General features: G+C 38.3%; 16 protein-coding genes and 1 tRNA gene. 12 read left to right on the forward strand and 5 right to left on the reverse strand.

Features of this window, described 5'->3' with window-relative positions:
• Positions 1-11 precede the first annotated feature (11 nt).
• The 8 genes from ACWIUO_RS07105 (at position 12) to ACWIUO_RS07140 (ending at position 8774) form a co-directional block, all read left to right on the forward strand.
• On the forward strand, positions 12-2114 hold the full coding sequence (locus tag ACWIUO_RS07105) for a ribonuclease J (protein ID WP_454177217.1): 2103 nt from the start codon (positions 12-14) through the stop codon (positions 2112-2114).
• Between the two features lie 145 nt (positions 2115-2259).
• Entirely contained in the window at positions 2260-3252 is a 993-nt protein-coding gene (locus ACWIUO_RS07110; protein ID WP_454177273.1) for a KpsF/GutQ family sugar-phosphate isomerase, read from the forward strand.
• Positions 3253-3313: 61 nt separating this feature from the next.
• Entirely contained in the window at positions 3314-3553 is a 240-nt protein-coding gene (locus ACWIUO_RS07115; protein ID WP_454171189.1) for a DUF2443 family protein, read from the forward strand.
• A gap of 292 nt (positions 3554-3845) precedes the next feature.
• Entirely contained in the window at positions 3846-4079 is a 234-nt protein-coding gene (locus tag ACWIUO_RS07120; protein ID WP_454177218.1) for a carbamoyltransferase N-terminal domain-containing protein, read from the forward strand.
• Positions 4079-6169 carry a carbamoyltransferase family protein gene (locus ACWIUO_RS07125; RefSeq protein ID WP_454177274.1) on the forward strand — a complete coding sequence of 697 codons (2091 nt, stop codon included), beginning with the start codon at positions 4079-4081 and terminating at the stop codon, positions 6167-6169. The genes ACWIUO_RS07120 and ACWIUO_RS07125 overlap by 1 nt, the downstream gene beginning before the upstream one ends.
• Positions 6156-8039, forward strand: a complete 1884-nt coding sequence (locus tag ACWIUO_RS07130; RefSeq protein ID WP_454177219.1) for a hypothetical protein — start codon at positions 6156-6158, stop codon at positions 8037-8039. The genes ACWIUO_RS07125 and ACWIUO_RS07130 overlap by 14 nt, the downstream gene beginning before the upstream one ends.
• Positions 8036-8455, forward strand: coding sequence for an SxtJ family membrane protein (locus tag ACWIUO_RS07135; RefSeq protein ID WP_454177220.1), 420 nt, complete (start codon positions 8036-8038; stop codon positions 8453-8455). The genes ACWIUO_RS07130 and ACWIUO_RS07135 overlap by 4 nt, the downstream gene beginning before the upstream one ends.
• A 169-nt stretch (positions 8456-8624) precedes the next feature.
• Entirely contained in the window at positions 8625-8774 is a 150-nt protein-coding gene (locus tag ACWIUO_RS07140; protein ID WP_454177221.1) for a DUF5989 family protein, read from the forward strand.
• A gap of 40 nt (positions 8775-8814) precedes the next feature.
• Here the strand turns inward: ACWIUO_RS07140 and ACWIUO_RS07145 are convergent.
• Positions 8815-8890, reverse strand: a tRNA-Phe gene (locus ACWIUO_RS07145).
• Positions 8891-9438: 548 nt separating this feature from the next.
• Here ACWIUO_RS07145 and ACWIUO_RS07150 point away from each other — a divergent pair.
• From ACWIUO_RS07150 to ACWIUO_RS07160, 3 genes are all read left to right on the forward strand, one after another.
• Entirely contained in the window at positions 9439-10365 is a 927-nt protein-coding gene (locus tag ACWIUO_RS07150; RefSeq protein ID WP_454177222.1) for an exodeoxyribonuclease III, read from the forward strand.
• Positions 10366-10554: 189 nt separating this feature from the next.
• A complete protein-coding gene (locus tag ACWIUO_RS07155) occupies positions 10555-11397 on the forward strand; it encodes a hypothetical protein (protein WP_454177223.1) in 843 nt (280 codons plus the stop codon).
• A gap of 129 nt (positions 11398-11526) precedes the next feature.
• Positions 11527-11826 (forward strand): TRL domain-containing protein, encoded by a 300-nt coding sequence (locus ACWIUO_RS07160; RefSeq protein ID WP_454177224.1) that lies wholly within the window; start codon positions 11527-11529, stop codon positions 11824-11826.
• A gap of 413 nt (positions 11827-12239) precedes the next feature.
• Here the strand turns inward: ACWIUO_RS07160 and ACWIUO_RS07165 are convergent, their stop codons facing one another.
• From ACWIUO_RS07165 to dnaA, 4 genes are all read right to left on the reverse strand, one after another.
• A complete protein-coding gene (locus ACWIUO_RS07165) occupies positions 12240-12503 on the reverse strand; it encodes a superinfection immunity protein (protein WP_454177225.1) in 264 nt (87 codons plus the stop codon).
• Positions 12504-12601: 98 nt separating this feature from the next.
• On the reverse strand, positions 12602-14941 hold the full coding sequence (gene gyrB, locus ACWIUO_RS07170) for a DNA topoisomerase (ATP-hydrolyzing) subunit B (RefSeq protein ID WP_454177226.1): 2340 nt from the start codon (positions 14939-14941) through the stop codon (positions 12602-12604).
• A gap of 124 nt (positions 14942-15065) precedes the next feature.
• Positions 15066-16160 (reverse strand): DNA polymerase III subunit beta, encoded by a 1095-nt coding sequence (gene dnaN, locus ACWIUO_RS07175; protein ID WP_454177227.1) that lies wholly within the window; start codon positions 16158-16160, stop codon positions 15066-15068.
• A 236-nt stretch (positions 16161-16396) separates the two neighbouring features.
• Positions 16397-17716: a chromosomal replication initiator protein DnaA gene (dnaA, locus tag ACWIUO_RS07180; protein WP_454177228.1), complete on the reverse strand. Its 1320-nt coding sequence runs from the start codon at positions 17714-17716 to the stop codon at positions 16397-16399.
• 307 nt (positions 17717-18023) lie between these two features.
• Between dnaA and ruvC the strand changes: the two genes are divergently transcribed.
• Positions 18024-18515: a crossover junction endodeoxyribonuclease RuvC gene (gene ruvC / locus ACWIUO_RS07185; protein ID WP_454177229.1), complete on the forward strand. Its 492-nt coding sequence runs from the start codon at positions 18024-18026 to the stop codon at positions 18513-18515.
• Positions 18516-18581: the final 66 nt, after the last annotated feature.

Raw genomic sequence — 18581 nt, forward strand, 5'->3', positions numbered from 1 at the left:
AAGGATAAACAATGGAAAACAACACAAACAACGAACAACAAAAAAGAGGATTTTTTTCACGCTTTAGCAAAAAAGACGGGCAAAATCCCCAAAATCCACAAGATAAGAGCGACAAAAACGACAACTTCAAAAAAGAGCGCGACAACCAACGCCACAAACCCAACCACCCACAAAATAGCCACTCCCACAGGACAAACCCCACTCAAAATATCACTCAAAATGCCACTCAAAACACCCCAAATACTCAAAATCCACCACAAAAAAGGCAATTCCCAAACCCAAGATTTCAAGGAATCCAAGATTCAAATAGAATGACTAGAGGTGGGGCTAGAGAAGTGCAGGGCGCAAAAGAAAAGGGCAATTTAGAATTTCACAAAGACTTAAAAAAAGGCGTAGAGACAAACACGAGAATCCAAAAAAATAGCCTAAATCCACACAACAAACTAGACCTCTCCACCAAAGAAAAAATCAAAATCACCCCACTAGGAGGGCTAGGCGAAATCGGCGGAAATATGATGGTGATGGAGAGCGAACATAGCGCAATTATCATCGATGTGGGTATGAGTTTCCCAGAAGAAAATATGCACGGCGTGGATATTCTTATCCCAGATTTTAGTTACTTGCATTCTATCAAAAGCAAAATCGCAGGCATAATCATAACCCACGCCCACGAAGACCACATAGGCGCAGTCCCATATCTTTTTAAAGAATTGCAATTCCCCCTCTATGGCACGCCTCTAGCGTTAGGAATGATAGGCGCAAAGTTTGATGAGCACGGATTAAAGCAATTTCGCCCGATGCTAAAAGTCGTCCAAAAACGCCAGCCCGTCCAAATCGGCGATTTTGAAATCGAGTGGATTCATATCACGCACTCTATCATAGATTCTAGCGCGTTAGGGATTCGCACCCAAGCAGGAATCATCTTGCACACAGGGGATTTCAAAATCGACCACACACCTATTGACAACCTCCCCACAGATTTGCACCGACTAGCACATTATGGCGAAGAAGGCGTTATGCTACTTCTTAGCGATTCGACAAACTCTCATAAAAGCGGTTGCACGCAGAGCGAAGCCACTGTGGGACCGACATTTGATGCGTTGTTTAAAAGCGCGCAAGGACGCGTGATAATGAGCACTTTTAGCTCCAATATCCACCGCGTCTATCAAGCAATCACTTATGGGCTAAAATACGGGCGCAAAGTCTGCGTCATCGGACGCTCTATGGAAAAAAATATCGAAATCGCACGCGAGCTAGGCTACATAGACTTGCCAAACAACATTTTCATCGAAGCACACGAAGTAGAAAAATACCCCGATAATGACATTTTAATCGTTACCACAGGCTCACAAGGCGAGACAATGAGCGCGCTATATCGTATGGCAACCGATGAGCACCGCCATATCAAAATCAAATCCACCGATTTAATAATCCTCTCTGCAAAAGCGATTCCGGGCAATGAAGGTAGCGTTTCAGCCGTGCTAAATTTCCTTATGAAAGCAGGTGCGAGCGTGGCTTACCAAGATTTTAGCGAAATCCATGTCAGCGGACACGCCGCCCAAGAAGAACAAAAACTAATGCTCCGCCTAATAAAACCTAAATTTTTCTTGCCCGTGCACGGCGAATACAACCATGTCGCCAAGCACAAAGACACCGCCATAAAATGTGGCGTGCCAGAGAAAAACATACTGCTAATGGAAGATGGCGACCAAATCGAAGTAAATCCAAGCTACATAAAAAAAGTCGGCAATGTCAAATCAGGCAAAGTCTTTATCGACAATCAAGCCTGCAAAGAGATAGACGCGCCCACATTGCAAGATAGAAAAGATTTGGCAGATAGCGGGATAGTTAGCATTGTCGCATTTGTCTCAAAATCCGAGCAAAAACTCCGCTCACTTGAAATCCAAATGGTAGGCGTGGCAAACCAAAACGAGCAAAAAGAGCTAGAAAAAGAAGTGCAAGGCACGCTAGAAATGGCGATTCGCACGATAAAAAAAGAAACGATGAACTCCAAAGGGCATTTAGAAGCAGAGCTGCGAAATATCGTCCGCAAGCTACTATTTAAAAAGCTAAAAAAATACCCCGCGATAATGATGCACATCTTTACGGCATAAATCTTGCTTTGATTTTGTGATTTTTTAAGCCACAAATCAAAATCTAGCAAACTAGATTTTAGCAAAATCCAAAACCTAATCAAAGCCCAATCAATCAAAAATCTAGTAAATAAGGAAACCCCCCTTGAAAAACGATTTTAGCAAAATAGATTTTAGCCAAATCGCTTCAAATATCTTGCAAGATGAGGCAAAAGCATTGCTTGATACTGCCTCATCATTGTGGCAAACTCTCCCAAATACCAAGCTACAAAAAATCATTTCTCTAATCCTAGAATCCACCTCACAAAATGGCAAGCTAATCATCACAGGCATAGGCAAAAGCGGGCATATCGCTAGCAAAATCGCAGCCACCCTAGCCTCCACAGGCACGCCTAGCTTTTTTTTGCACCCTAGCGAGGCGTTGCACGGGGATTTGGGAATGGTAGGCAAAGAAGACATTGTGCTAGCGATTAGCTATAGTGGGACTTCTAGCGAAGTGCTAGCCATAATGCCCCATCTAAAATCCCGCGCAAAAACAATCATCACAATGAGCAAAGCAAAAGATTCCGCGCTAAGTGCGTGTTCAGAGCATTTTTTGCCTATATTTGTAGAGAGTGAAGCCTGCCCGATAGGAAGCGCGCCGATGAGTAGCACCACACTCACTCTTGCTATGGGAGATGCCCTAGCTGCCTGCCTAATGCACGCTAGAAGTTTTAGCAAACAAGATTTTGGCTCACTGCACCCCGGAGGCGCGCTAGGACGCAGGCTTTTTGTCAAAATCGCTGACATTATGCAAAAAAACAACCTCCCCATAATCAGCGAAAAAACCACGCTAAAAGAAGCTATCATAGAAATGAGCCAAAAGCGACTAGGCAACGCCATAATCACGGACAAAAACCAAAAACCAATAGCGATTTTAAGCGATGGGGATTTGCGTAGGGCGATGATGAGCGCGGACTTTTCCTTAGAATCTAGCGCGCTAAACTACGCTAGCAAAAATCCAAAAACTTGTGATGATGAAAATCTACTAGCTAGCCAAGCCCTAGCCATCATAGAGCAAAGCAAAATCCAGCTACTTATCATCACCGATAAAAACGGCATTTTAAAAGGCGTGCTACATATCCACGCCCTGCTAGATGCGGGGATAACGCGCGATTAGCTTAATTTTGCTTTTTGCGATAGAAGCGATACGCACAAAATCTAAAACAAAAAGGACAAAAATGTTTGAAAAAATCAACGAAATCATCGCAAATATCGAGGAAATCCGCGATGAAATCACTATCTTGCTAGGAATGGCAAAGATTAGTTTTGTGGATTATATAATGATAAAGCGAGGCTCTATGGATATGCCAGAGGGGATTCAAAACTCCGTATGGGAGCACCTAAACGAAGAAGTCGATAAACTAAAAGCCCAAATAGATTTGCTAAACAAACTCAAACGCGAAATGCTTGTGTTTTAGGGCGTTTATCATCGCAAAACTTGCTAAAACAAGTCATAAAATCACCACAAAATTGTCATTGCGAGCGTAGCAAAAAGCGCAAGCGTAAAAAACCAAAATTTTTATAAAATGCCACAAATCTGCAACTTTTATAAAATCGCAAATTCTTACAATGACACTTTTTTGTCATACTTAACCAAAAAACAAAATGCCAAAAACACCAAAAAGTAAAAATCGATTAAATATTTTTGGTTAAAGTTTCAAATCAACTACTTTTTAACAAACATTCACAACAAAATACAAAAGGCAAACTATGATTACATTAGGCATTAGCGCATATTACCACGATAGCGCAATTGCAATTTTGGACGATGAGAAAATAATCTTTGCCCTGCAAGAAGAGCGACTATCGCGCAAAAAAGCAGATGATAGATTCCCGCATTTATCGATAAAATCTGCATTTGATTATATAAATAACACAAATTTATTGGGCTTTAAAAGCAGAGAGAGAGAGAGAGAGAACAGCCCAACCTTAAATCTAGCTTAATTTCCTCATCAAACGACTTAGATTCTTCCTTTTTAGATTCTGCTTCAAGCAATTTTTCAAACCCCCATTCAAGCAATCCCAAACAAGTTTTCCCACAAAATCCAACGATTCAAAATCAACGCTTCACTCTTGATGATATTGATAATTTCGTCTTTTATGACAAGCCGTTTTTGAGTTTTGAGCGGATTTTAGAGACATATTTTGCCACTGCGCCAAAGGGCTTTTTTAGTTTTATTAAGGCAATCCCTTTGTGGCTATCTACCAAACTATTTTTAAAAGAAACCATTGCGCGTGAGTTAGTCAAAATCTACGCTGAGCTTTATCCGCACAAACACAAGCGCGAGGTTAAAAATTTCAAGCAAAAAGTCCTAAACAATCTCTACTTTGCCGAGCATCATATCTCACATTTGAGCGCAGCATTTTTCCCTAGCCCCTTTGAATCCGCAGGGATTTTAAGCATCGATGGCGTGGGCGAATGGGCGACTACTACGATTGCCAAAGGGAGTGGCAACCACATAGAAATTTTGCGCGAAATCAACTTTCCGCACTCTCTTGGGCTACTCTACTCGGCTTTTACTTATTATTTGGGATTTAAGGTAAATTCGGGCGAATACAAGGTGATGGGACTTGCGCCTTATGGTGAGCCGACATATAAAGATTTGATTTTAGAAAATCTCATCGATTTGCGCGATGATGGGAGTTTCGCGCTAAATATGGATTATTTTGATTTTTTAAGCGGACTAAAAATGACAAATGCGAAATTTGACGCGCTTTTTGGTGGGACAAAACGCGAATCGGAGGGTAAATTAGAGCAAATCCATTTTGACATAGCCGCTAGCATTCAAGCCGTAACCAATGAAATAATGCTTCGTTTGGCACGGACTACGGCAAAAATCACAAATTCGCGCAATCTATGTCTAAGCGGTGGTGTCGCATTAAATTGCGTAGGTAATGGAATCATTTATGACAAACTTGTGCGCGAAGAGAAATTGCTAGATTCGCTATGGATTCAACCAGCAAGTGGCGATGCGGGGAGTGCGCTAGGGTGCGCTTATGCCTTGCATTATATGGAGTTTAAAAATCCACGCATAATTCACACCACTCCATCATTGCGAGGTGAATCACAAGATTCACGCCCCAATTCGTCATTGCGAGATTCGCGTAGCGAATCGAAGCAATCTAAATCAAGCGAATCTAAATCACAAGGCAAATCAATGTCCCAAAAGCAAATCAATGCAGATTCATTGCAGGTAAGAGATTCGCAAAAAGCACAGAGTCTCCATAATGGATTGCCACGATTCGAGGTTGCCAAATCTCGCAATGACGGGTATTTAGACTCAATGCAAGGTGCGTATTTAGGGCTTTCATATAGCAATGATGAAGTTCGATCAATGCTAAAAAATCAAAACGCAGTCTATGAAAAGCACGATTGGAGCGAACTAAAAGAGATTTTGGCACAAGAATTAGCGAGTGGCAAAGTAGTGGGATTTCATCAAGGGCGATGTGAGTTTGGTCCCCGCGCACTTGGAGCACGCTCTATTTTAGGCGATTCGCGAAACCCCACTATGCAAAAAACGATGAATCTAAAAATAAAATACAGAGAGAGTTTTCGCCCCTTTGCGCCTAGTGTGTTAGATTTTGCCATAAGAGAGTATTTCGCGCTAGATTGTGCTTCGCCATATATGCTACTTGTCGCCCCTGTGGCAGAATCTAAATGCTACAAAATGAGCGAAGCACAAGAAAAACTTTTTGGCATTGAGAAGCTAAATGTCCAGCGTAGCGAGATTCCAGCCGTTACGCATATCGACTACTCTGCGCGGGTGCAATCCGTGCATAAAGCCACAAATCCGCGATATTACGAGCTGATAAAATCTTTTTACGCGCTGACAAATTGCCCCGTGCTTGTCAATACGAGTTTTAATGTGCGCGGAGAACCTATTGTGTGCGCTCCGCTTGATAGCTATTCGTGTTTTATGGGGACACAGATGGATATTTTAGCCATCGAGGATTTTTTGCTATACAAATCCGCCCAGCCACAGCAAAATCTCACCAAATTTCAAAATGTAAAGGATAGATATGAACTTGATTAGAAAATTTAGAGAGCGATTTATATCGCAAATTTGGAGCGAATCAAAAGCGTTGCGAATCTTTGTCAAAACCCTAAACGCTGTGGCGATTTTCGCCCTTGTAGCGTGGATAGCGTTAAGCGTTATTGCGCATTATCGCACCGACACCGCACAAGTGGTTTTTGAAAACACCATAACCCAAAAAACAAACACACCAAAAACTTTTACATACCGCGCAAAATTGCGCTTTTCAAACCCACTTTTTCGCTATCAGCGCAATATTACACATATAGAAATCACGCAGATTTTATGGAGCGAATCTATCGACAAAAGCGCGATTAGCGAAGTGAAAAATGCGCACGATAGGATTTTTGATTTTACCACTACGCAGGATTTAGATACGCTAAAATCCGCCGAGCTAGGATTTGCAGAGTATAAAAGCGACTTTATGCCATTGCTAAAAACAATCATTTTTTATTATATTTTGCTTATTTTGATAGCTTTTGTGCTTACGATTTTGTGGCGAAATAATCGCACTTTTGTGAAATCCACGCTTGTTTTGGTAGTGTTTAGCCTTGTGATTTTGACAATCGATGGCGCAAAGATTGAGCGACTAAATCTTGTGCCATTTGGGATTATTGGGATTTGTGTATTTGGGCTATGTGTATTTTTTGCATTTCGCGCTAAAAGCACCAAAGCAAAGCTATTTTTGGCTTATTTTAGCGTTGTGCCTTTGTGTTTAGGTATTGCAGAATTTTGGTTGTTTTTGCAAGATAGAAAAAGTCAAATACCACACAAAATATTAGGCTTTGCAAACACGCTATTGTATGATAGCAAAGCAAAATTTGTAGTCGATGACAAAATCATCTATGATGTGCATTATAAACACGATGAGTTTGGCAATCGCATAACGCCAAATAATAATATGAATTCTAAAAAGTGCATAGCCATCTATGGTGGCTCTTTTGCCTATGGTGCTGCGGTAGATAGCGATAAAACGCTAGAATACTTTTTGACAAAAAATTTACCACAATATAAAATCCTAAATTTTGGCATAAACGGGGCTGGAGCGCATACGGCATTAGCGAGATTAGAATTTCAAATCGATAAGAGGACTTTGGATAAATGCGAGGAATTTATTGCTATTTATGAGGCGATACCACATCATATTTATAGGGCGTATGGGGTGTATTTAGGTCCGCATTATCGTATCGATTCGCAAGGGGTTTTGCGATATTTTGGGACTTACAAAGGTGGTGAATACAATCACGCTAGATTTTATCAAAAAAATCCACCCAAAATCATACCACAGCCACAAGAAGCAGTTTCTATTGCAAACGCGCTTAAAAAGTTTCACAACGCATTCAAAGATATAGTGCGATTGCAGGGTAAATTTGACAAATCATATATCAAACAAAGCTTTACTCTTAAAACAAATTCTTTAAAATCAAAGGATATGATACAATGGACTATCTATGAAGCTGGTTATATGTCAAATCCAAATTATTATAAAATCCCCACAAATGAAATTAACCTTTATTTTGTGATAGTTAAAAAAATGCAAGAGGAATTGCAAATGCAATATGGCGTCCCGCTGTATATTGTGCTTTGGGATTATGATATGCAAGCGCAATTTTTGGATAAATATGATGAAGTGTTGAAAGCAAATTTTAGGCAGATGAAAGTGCCTTTTTACACATTAAGCGAGATGATAGCGGATTATCCGCAGGATTTGGAGCGTGTAAAAAGGGGTGATTTTGATAATTTTAAATACCGCGTTTCGCGCTGGGATACCCACCCAAATGCTCTTGCAAATGAAAAAATCGCAGAGTTTTTAGCCCAAAAAATCAAAAATGGCGAAATCAAAAGCCACAAAGTCAAGGGGATAAAATGAAAAACATAAATTGTCATATTGAGCGCGAAATATCTAAAAAAGATTTGCACGTATTTTTAGGCATTTGGGCGGGGATTTTTGCGGTATTTTTGGGCTTTGGGATTGTGCGCCACGATACCATTCGCATTTGGGCTTTGTGCGGGGTTGTGATAAGCATTGCGCTTTTGGCTACTCCGCGTGTAATTGTGCCATTTTATAATGCGTGGCTAACATTTGGCAATATTATGGGCTTTGTGATTTCGCGCATAATTTTGGCAATCATATTTTTTGGGATTTTTACGCCACTTGGGATAATTTTTCGGCTTTTTAAGCGCGATATTTTGGGGCTAAAATTAGCATTTCATAGCAAAGACAAATCGCAAAGTCTTTTTAAAATCCGCGAAACTCAGCCCACAAGTATGAAAAATCAGTTTTAGGGCGTGAATTTTGAAATTCGTCATTGCGAGCGTAGCGCAAAGCGCAAGCGTGGCAATCCATAAAATTTACTAGATTGCCACGAAACGCCATCGCGTTTCTCGCAATGACAAAAAAAGGGGCAAAGTTGCCTTTTTGCAATAACGAGAAAACAACACAAAGGAGCAAAAAATGAGTATCTTAAAAGAATTATGGGCATTTTTAAAAGTGCGAAAGAAATTTTGGCTATTTCCTGTGATTTTGATAATGCTATTTTTAGGCGCGTTAATCGTGCTAGGGCAAGGTAGCGCAGTCGCACCATTTATCTACACCATATTTTAGCGAATACCAAAATCTTAAAAAAGAGGGGAAAAAGAAGTAATGGTGGCTCGAGGCGGAATCGAACCACCGACACGGAGATTTTCAGTCTCCTGCTCTACCGACTGAGCTATCGAGCCATTTTGCAAATCTATAAAATCTAAAAAGAGCATTTTACGCAAAATCTAAAGCAGATTTTGTAAGCAAAATTTTACAAAAAGTAAAGCGGGTATTTTATCCAAAATTGAGTAAATTTCATCTTAAATCACCATAGATTCTACTATAATCCCGTTTTTTCAAGCTTTTTCACTACACAAAAAGCCTTATAACTATAAAAATTTGCTATAATCCACGAATGGCAAAAATAGATGAGCTCAAAGAGCATTTAAAAATACTTCGTTTTTGGTTAGGCATTGACATAGCTGTTTTGTTGGCTATTGTTGGTTGGTATATTACCAACTATTCAAGCGTTACCAAAATTATGTTGGTGGGTGGCATAGTCCTATCTAGCGTGCTTATTGCGCTTGCTGTTTTTATCAGCAAAACAATGTTTAAAAAATGTAAAAAGATAGGCAAACTCAAATAAAGGATTTTTTATGGAATTATTCACTTTTGGTATGGCTTTTATATCTATTATCTGCATAGCTTTGCTAGGTTTTAAAACAGTGATTGATTTGGACAAATAAAAATGCCAACGCTAAACCTCATCTCGTGGAATGTCAATGGACTGCGAGCCTGCGCTAATAAAGGCTTTATGGAGTTTTTTAGCACGATAAACGCTGATATTTTTTGTATCCAAGAATCCAAAATGCAACCTGAACAAAAAAGCCAATTATTTAAAAGGCAAAAACAAGAAATCGGTTTTGATTTGCAAGAATCTAAATATGAGGAATGTTGGCATAATTACACAGAGATTTGGCACAGCGCGGACAAAAAGGGCTACTCAGGCACGATAATGCTAAGCAAAATAAAACCACTAAGCGTGCGCTATGAAATGAATGACTTTCACAAAGATAGCCTAGCAAAGCACAACAGAGGCAATGAAGGCAGAATCATCACCGCAGAATTTGAAAAATTTTATCTAGTCAATGTCTATGTGCCAAACTCTAAACGCGAGCTAGAGGGGCTAGAATATCGAATGGCGTGGGAAGATGACTTCCGCGCGTTTCTCAAAGATTTGGAGCGCGAAAAGCCCGTGATAATCTGCGGGGATTTAAATGTCGCACATAATGAAATCGATTTGGCAAACCCTAAAACAAACTGCACCAAAAGGGACAAAAACGGCGAGATTTTGCTAGATGAAAACGGCGAGATAAAGTTTAAGGGCAACGCGGGATTTAGCGACTGGGAGAGGGAGAAATTTAGCGCGCTTTTAGATTGCGGATTTGTGGATACTTTTCGACATTTTTACCCCGATTTGAAAGGCGCGTATAGCTGGTGGAGCTATTTTGGCAAAGCAAGGAAAAAAAATATAGGCTGGAGGATTGATTATTTCCTCTGCTCCAAATCCTTAGAATCTGCCTTAAAAAACGCCAAAATCTACAACGACTTCAAAGCCTACCCACAAATACTAGGGAGCGACCACTGCCCTGTGGGACTAGAGATAGAAATCTAAACACACTAGCCTTTTTTATAATATTTTGCATAAACGCCGACTCTGCCTAAGTCTTATTTTTTAAATCTCCACAAAAAAATAAAATCTTTTTGCAAATTTTTACAAAACGGACAACATCTGTCCAAAAAATATGATGAAATAAGTCTTAGATTTTCAAGAATTTAGAATAATTCAAAACAAAGGTATGCAATGCAAAATTTAATATCCAAGCGACATAGCCTCACAGAATTAGAACATTTAGAGTTAAAAGAGCTGATTAGAGAAAAAAAACTCATAAAACTCACTAAAAAAACTGCCAAGTTTTCAAACGATACAAAAATTGTCAATCTTTTAAATGATAAGAACAATACCCGCAAAAAAATATTTAAAAAAAGAAAAAGCGCAATTAAAAACAGAGACATTATTACAACTCTACAAAAAGTTAAAAACACTAGCACAGCAAAATCACTGCTAAAAAACGATAATATCGCGCTTAATGAAGTGCTAAAGCTAAACAATAAGCGCGATTGTGAGATAATAGAGACATTTTTCAAACGCTACAATAAAGATGAATTAAATGCTAAAATCTTTGATAAGGTTTTTAGCCTTGCTAAAAAGCACGAAGTGAAAGTGAGTTTTATCGCGAAAAAAAAAGTAGCGGCAAACTACATACTACACACAAATATAATTAGAATATTTTTTAATAATAAGTCAAAAAAGTTTAAAACACAGCTATTGCTACACGAACTTATCCATAGTGTTAGTATGAGTGCTTTGAATGATTTAAAAGAATTAGATTTCGCGCTAAAACATTACCCAAAATTTTTTATAAATACACAATTTATGCCACTTAAAAACATAGAAAAAATGTATGAATCCCTGCCACAAGATTTAAAAGAGCAAAAAGGCGATGATTATTATGGTTTTACAAATTTTGAAGAATTTCTAGCAGAGCTTGTAAAACCTAAATTTAGAAAAAAACTGCAAAAACTAGGGATTTTAGAAAGTGTACTGGAAAATTTTTTTGCTTTTTTAGACAAATGCGATAAATAAAGAATCTTTTTAAGCCATTTTTAATTTGGGGGGGGGGTAAAATATGCCGTTTTGTTTTTAAATTTTTGCAAAATATTTTTTATCTTGCAATTTTTTAGCAAAACGATATTTTTCTCTAAGGAGCACGAAATGAAATTTCTTTCATTTAAATGTCTTGCATTTGCATTTGCAGCAGGATTAGGAGCGATGATGATGACGGGTTGTGCGGTAAATACACCTATCAACATCACATCAGCTGAAGTCCCACTAGGACAAGCAAAAGTAGGCGTAGCTACTTGCCGAAGTTTCTTTGGAATCTTTCGCTTTGGTAAATGCACTCTAAATGACGCCATCGAAAAAGGACAAATCACCACTGTGCAAAGCGCAGATAGAAAGTTATTTACCCTTTGGATTTATCAAAGCGATAAAATCATAGTGCGCGGTAGATAATCCACTTTGCAAAAACGATTTTGGTAAATCCACAAAAATCGCATAACAAGAACAAAAATCCTAAGTAAGCCTTGATTTTAGAATCTTTTTAGATTCTATTTTTCAAGGCTTTTTTATTTTTTATGATTCTATAAAATCTTAACTTGCAAAATCTATCTTAAAACTCACAAAAACACACCAAAAATCGCTAAAAATCTATTTTTAATATCCTTTTATTGTTTCACAACATTACAAGCAAAATCAAGCGTTAATGAAGTTTTTGCTTTTATTGCTAAGATTTTACAAAAGTAGCAAAGTAGCAAAAAATCTGCATTTGTTTTTGGGGTTTTTTATACTTCGATTTTTGTAAAAATCTCAATTATTTAAAAAAAAACGAAAAATTGCTTAGATTTTTGATAAAAACGCTATTTTTTTTACTCTTTTTTACTAAAAATCGCCCAAATAAACGCCACAAACCACAAAATCCCTGTCCAGCCAAAAAAGAAATTGATGATAAAAATAAGCCATTTATCTTTATGAGCGCGGACAAACGCAACTACGCTTGGCAAAAAATACAACCCCGAACCACAAATAAGAAGCAAAACAATAGCACAAAATCCAACCAAATCAAAGCTAGGCACGCCTACTATCTCCACACCATCGATTATTTGCGTAGAGTTTTTATAAAAATTAAACACGGACATTCCTTAAATAATTTTAAATCAAACACTAAATCAAAAGATTTCCCCCCACACTCATTAGGCTAAATTTATGCTAATAAGGCTAAAATCACATTTTACACATCTAAATGCTTCACATCTTTTGCGTGTAGCTGGATATATTCTCTTCTAGGCTCGACTTCATCGCCCATAAATAGCGTAAAGATTCTATCCGCTTCCTCCTCGCTTGGCAACTGCACGCGTAGCAAAGTCCTATCAGCAGGGGTCATCGTAGTCTCCCATAGTTGCTCTGGATTCATCTCGCCTAGCCCTTTGTATCGCTGTATATCAGCACCTTTTTTCGCAGAATTTTCGATTTCCTCAAGCAAAGTTATGACATCTTTTTTCACACCATTTTCATCTTTTAAAAACGCCAAATCTCGCTCATTTATCTTATGATAAGTATGCCTAGCCTCCACAAAAAGCGGGTCGCTAAATAGATTTTCATCAATAGTTATATCAAGCAACCCCAAACTTGTCTGCACATATAGCGTGATAGAATCCTCCCTCAAATCTTTTGACAAAATATTACATTCTATGCTAGATAAAAATTTCTCTATCTTTTCATACAACTTAGCAAAATCCTTATCCCCACCCTCTTTTAGATTTTCTATCAAATACCGCACGACTTCTATCATCGCATATCGCTTCTCTAGGCTTTTTAGCGTAGCGCGATAATGCGCGATAAATCGCAAAATCTCTAGCAATTCTTTATTTCCAATGCCTTTAAATGTAAAATTTTCTATGCCATTTTCGCTTAGATATTCGCTCAACGCTTTATCATCTTTGAGATAAATCTCTTTTTTGCCTTTTTTAAATCGATATAGCGGAGGCTGTGCAATATAAATATGCCCATTTTCAATCAAAGGCTTCAAATAGCGATAAAAAAATGTCATCAAAAGCGTCTGTATATGACTACCATCGACATCAGCATCAGTCATAATGATGATTTTATGGTATCGCAATCGCTCCAAGCTAAACTCATCGCCAATCCCACACCCAAAAGCAATTATCATATTTTTGATTTCCTCACTTTTTAGGATTTTATCTAGGCGCGATTTTTCTACATTTAGGATTTTCCCACGCAAAGGCAAAATCGCTTGATACCGTCTATCTCTCCCCTGCTTTGCACTACCCCCCGCAGAATCCCCCTCCACTAGATAGATTTCAGATTCTACAGGGTCTTTGCTTTGGCAGTCAGCGAGCTTGCCGGGCAATGTCCCCACAGAAAAGCTCTCTTTTTTGCGCATCGTTTCGCGCGCTTTTTTTGCTGCTTCTCTACCGCGCGCCGCTAATAATGCCTTTTGCATTATATTTTTGGCATCATTTGGATTTTCCTCAAAAAACTTGCTTAGCTTATCAAAAGTGAGTTTTTGCACGATAGGTTTTACAAATGAGCTTCCTAGCTTGCCTTTGACTTGCCCTTCAAACTGCGGGTCTATCACACGCGTAGAGATGATAGCCACAAGCCCTTCGCGCACATCTTCGCCCGTTACTTTGACATCTTTTTCGCGTGCGTTTGCATTTGCCTCTATGTAGTTTGTGATGACGCGAGATAGCGCAGCGCGAAATCCAGCCTCGTGAGTCCCGCCATCTGGCGTGCGGATATTATTTACAAAGCTAAGCACATTTTCATCAAATCCCTCATTATAAGTTAGGGCGATTTCTACTTCTGTCTCTTGCTCCACACCTTTAAAATAAATCGTCTGCCCAAGAATCGCATTTCTTTTATTTATATCATCGATAAATTCTACCAAACCATTTTCAAAATGATAGCTAGCCTCCGTGCCATCGCGCTCATCTTTAAAATCAATCGTTAGATTTTTGTTTAGATAAGCCATTTCTTTAAATCGTTTCAAAAGCACATCTTTATCAAAATCTAACACTTCCATTATTTTCCCATCAGGGAAAAACTCAATCGTAGTCCCTCTCTCTTTTGTCTCACCGATGATTTCTAGCTCGCTTGTAGGCTTGCCCTCTGCAAATTCTTGTCGATAAATGTTTCCATTTTTTTTGATTGTCATTATGAGCTTTGAAGATAGTGCATTTACCACCGATACGCCCACCCCGTGAAGCCCACCAGATGCTTTATACACTTCACTATCAAATTTCCCCCCCGCGTGAAGCACGGTTAGCACCACCGTTGCTGTTGGGATTTTTTCTGTGGGGTGAATATCCACAGGGATTCCCCGTCCATTATCCTCGATAATTGCACTTCCCTCCAAAGTAAGCGTGATTTTGATTCTATCACAATGCCCAGCCATAGACTCATCGACAGAATTATCCACCACTTCATACACCATATGATGAAGTCCGTTTATATTAGTGCTACCGATATACATTCCCGGGCGTTTGCGCACCGCTTCTAGCCCTTTTAAAACCTTGATATTTTCGCCCGTATAAGAAACATTTTGCATTGCAATCCTTTGTGTAGGTTGTAGTGTGAAAAAGTATTTGAAAGTAAAATTTAATAAAGAGAATCTAATTTTTAGATTCTCTTAAAAAAGCCCAAAATAGATTCTATCTAGCCACAAAAAAACGCTAAATAATCACAGGCATTACGATTGTAGAGTAGTTTTCTTCTTTTAATAAAAATGGCATATTTGCATCATTTAGCAAAATCTCAAACTCATTTCCCTGCACGAATGAAAGAAAATCTAGCACATATTTAGAATCCATACCTATGGTAAGCTCTTCTTTCATATCTAGGCTGATTTCTAGCTGTGTGCTAGCGGATTCTGACTCTTCCATACTCATAGATTCAAAAGAGATTCCATTAGAATCTATGGTGATTTTCATCTTTGTAGCAAGTGGATTTATCAGCCGTATCGCTTCTATGATGTCATTTTTTGGTAGTTTTAGCTTGATTTCAAAATCTTTTGGGATAATCTTTTCATAATCTGGATACTTGCCATTTATAAGCTTTGTAGAAAACACATAGTTTTCCGAACGCACAAAAAGCATAGTTTCAGAGAAAAATATCTCAAAATCATCAAAAAATAGCTTTGTGATTTCCAAAATAGCCCTCTTTGGGATAATAAGTGATAAAGAATCGCTCACAGATTGCGTAGAATGACGGATAATAGCAAGCCTGCGCGTATCTGTGGCTACAAAATTGCACTGATAGTCTTTGACATCTAAAAGCGCGCCTGTAAGTTCTACTCTATGATTGTCTTTGTTTGCCCCTTCAGAAGCCACCGCCACTTTTCGCAAAGAATCGATGAAATTCGCAGAATCTAAGTTTATTTGCTTATCTTGTTCGCTTATTTCGGGGAATTTCGTAGCATTGTCGTATTCACTTGCATTAAATGTCGCAAGTTTGTAAGTAGTTTTCCCTTGTTTTACATAGATTTGAGCGTCTTTAGATTCTAGGGTTACTTCCCCATCTTTTAGTTGCTTTATGATTGTTACAATCTTTTTGCCCTCGATAGTAGCAATCCCATCTTCGTGTTTTTGGAGAATGTCTATTTTTGATTGGATTGAAAGCTCATAATCCGTAGCTTTTAGTAGCAATTTATCATCAGTAGTCTCAAGATAAATATGCGAAGTGATTTGGGAAGAATCCCTCTTGTCTAAAAACGATTGGAAGTTGTTTAGGACAATCTCAAAGTTTGACTTGTTTAGCGTGATTTTCATCGACTTGCTCCTTTTTTTAGTTAAATGTTTAGCAGTATTAGTAGGGGGTGTGAATATGTGAAAAACCCTTGCAAATCCCATCTAATCGCCACTATAAAAAAACCTAAATCATAGATTTTCTATAATATTTGCTAGATTTTAGTTAGGCTTTTTGTGTCATTTTTCACACATTTTTGCATACTTCAAACCGCTTTTTTACTATGTTTATAATTCTACCAAAATTTATTATATTCACATTATAGATTTTTTTCATTTTGTATTTTATTTTTCAAATCTAGTATCAAATGCTTCAATTCTTGGCTTTCTTCGATTTGTTTGTTGATTTTGGCGAGTGCTTTGCTGACTGTGGCGTGGTTTTTTAGCCCTAGTCGGCTAGCCACGCTACTCATAGATTCCATATTGTTAGCAGAATTTTTGATTAAGTATAGCACGATATGGCGAGCTTGGACGATTTTTGGCACACGCGAGCCGCTTGTTATTTCGCTGATTTTGACATTTAGCTCTTTTGCAATTACGCGTATGATTTTGTCAATAGTTATTTCCTCTTGGTTTTCTTTTAGGATTTCATCTAGCACGGTTTTTGCCATCTCTACGCTTAGAGGTTGGCTTGTCATTGCGTTGTGAAAGCGCATTTTTGCGATTACGCCTTCGATTTGGCGGACATTTTCGCTGATATTTTCTGCTATGTAATTTATGATTTCTTTATCCATTAAGATTTTGTTATCTAGGCATTTTTGGCTAATGATTTTTATCCTTGTCTCAACGCCCGGGGGCTGAATATCTATCCGCATACCGCTTTCAAACCTAGAGCGCAATCTCTCCTCTAGCCCCTGAATCTGCTTTGGCAATTTATCACTTGTCATAACGATTTGCTTATTTGTCTTATAAAGTGCCTCAAAAGTGTTGAAAAATTCCTCCTGCAAGCTCATTTTCCCTCCCAAAAACTGAATATCATCGATTAGCAAATAATCACAATTTCGATAAATATCCCTAAAAGCGTCCATTCCCACCGTGTTTAGATGCCTAGAAAAATCATTCATAAACTCTTCTGTCGTTAGGTAAATCACACTTTTGCCACTTGCGCGGACAAAATTCCCTATCGCACAAAGTAAATGCGTCTTGCCAAGCCCCGTGTTGCCATAAAAAAGCACGGGATTATACGCCCTTGCCTGCGTGTTTGCCACCATTTGGGCAATCGTATAGGCTGATTTATTAGAATCCCCCACCACGAAATTTTCAAAAGTATATTGCGATTGATATGAGACTTGCAAATTATTAGATTTTGCGTTTGTTTGCGCCTTTTTGGTGCTTGTCTTACCTTTTGATAGGCTAAAGCGGATTTCAGGCTTTGTCTTTGTTAGCATTTCAAAAATATGTGCAATCCTTAGCGCGTAGTTGCTTTTTACCCAATTTTCTATATATGGATTTGGCACGACAAGCACGCATACATTGCTTTTTGAGGCATTTTCGTCATATTTGATAAGCGATATATATGTCTCAAAATCAAAATTTGATATTTCCTCCTTTAGCACATTTAGCACCTTATCCCAAACCATTTTTACTCCTTAGATTCTCTAAACGCCCATATATCGCGCACGCATAATGTTTATACAAAATCTTTTTTGACTTATTCACTTTTTCACAATAGTTTTTCACATCTTTTCACTTTTTCACACCATTTTGATTTTGCTACAAATTTGCTACAAATATGCGCAAACACACCATAAATGCACTTAAAAAGCAAAAATCGTTCTAAAAACACCACGAAAAAGATATAATCAAACAAATTTTTTTCCAAATTTTTCCAACCAACCCCCCATTTTCACGCGATTTACACCATTTCAAAGACATTTAAGGACATAAATGAAAATCTTAGGCATTGACCCCGGGAGCAGAAATTGTGGCTATGCCATCATAGAATCCACCACTTCAAACACCAAATCCATAAAACTAATCGAAGCAGGATTTATAAAAATCACCAAATCAAACCTCCAATCCCAAATCCTAGAGTGCATAAACGCCCTAGATTCTATCTTTCAATTACACAAAGCCACAACCCCCATACAATCCGTAGCATTAGAAGATGTTTTTTTTGCCTACAATCCCCAATCCGTGCTAAAACTAGCCCAAATGCGTGGCGCAATCGCCCTAAAAATCCTCCAAGAAATCGGTAGCTTCACCCAATACACCCCACTGCAAATCAAAAAAACCATCACAGGCAAAGCAAAAGCTGATAAAACCCAAGTGTCTTTTATGGTGCGACAGATTTTGGGGATAAAAAGTGAGATAAAACCGCTTGACATTACCGATGCCATAGCCATAGCCCTAACCCACGCTTTTAAAACAAGGCAGTAAAAAGGGTTTATTTTTTGATTTTTTAGATTTTATTGTGGATTTTATTTTTTGGATTTTGCTGTGGAG

The sequence above is a fragment of the Helicobacter sp. T3_23-1056 genome (genome assembly GCF_053654535.1).

What these genes read in the sequence shown, in the direction of transcription:
- ACWIUO_RS07105 (WP_454177217.1), top strand. Translation starts at nt 12, where the DNA reads ATGGAAAACAACACAAACAACGAACAACAAAAAAGAGGATTTTTTTCA.
- ACWIUO_RS07115 (WP_454171189.1), top strand. Translation starts at nt 3,314, where the DNA reads ATGTTTGAAAAAATCAACGAAATCATCGCAAATATCGAGGAAATCCGC.
- ACWIUO_RS07120 (WP_454177218.1), top strand. Translation starts at nt 3,846, where the DNA reads ATGATTACATTAGGCATTAGCGCATATTACCACGATAGCGCAATTGCA.
- ACWIUO_RS07130 (WP_454177219.1), top strand. Translation starts at nt 6,156, where the DNA reads ATGAACTTGATTAGAAAATTTAGAGAGCGATTTATATCGCAAATTTGG.
- ACWIUO_RS07135 (WP_454177220.1), top strand. Translation starts at nt 8,036, where the DNA reads ATGAAAAACATAAATTGTCATATTGAGCGCGAAATATCTAAAAAAGAT.
- ACWIUO_RS07140 (WP_454177221.1), top strand. Translation starts at nt 8,625, where the DNA reads ATGAGTATCTTAAAAGAATTATGGGCATTTTTAAAAGTGCGAAAGAAA.
- ACWIUO_RS07150 (WP_454177222.1), top strand. Translation starts at nt 9,439, where the DNA reads ATGCCAACGCTAAACCTCATCTCGTGGAATGTCAATGGACTGCGAGCC.
- ACWIUO_RS07155 (WP_454177223.1), top strand. Translation starts at nt 10,555, where the DNA reads ATGCAAAATTTAATATCCAAGCGACATAGCCTCACAGAATTAGAACAT.
- ACWIUO_RS07160 (WP_454177224.1), top strand. Translation starts at nt 11,527, where the DNA reads ATGAAATTTCTTTCATTTAAATGTCTTGCATTTGCATTTGCAGCAGGA.
- gyrB (WP_454177226.1), bottom strand. Translation starts at nt 14,941, where the DNA reads ATGCAAAATGTTTCTTATACGGGCGAAAATATCAAGGTTTTAAAAGGG.
- dnaN (WP_454177227.1), bottom strand. Translation starts at nt 16,160, where the DNA reads ATGAAAATCACGCTAAACAAGTCAAACTTTGAGATTGTCCTAAACAAC.
- dnaA (WP_454177228.1), bottom strand. Translation starts at nt 17,716, where the DNA reads ATGGTTTGGGATAAGGTGCTAAATGTGCTAAAGGAGGAAATATCAAAT.
- ruvC (WP_454177229.1), top strand. Translation starts at nt 18,024, where the DNA reads ATGAAAATCTTAGGCATTGACCCCGGGAGCAGAAATTGTGGCTATGCC.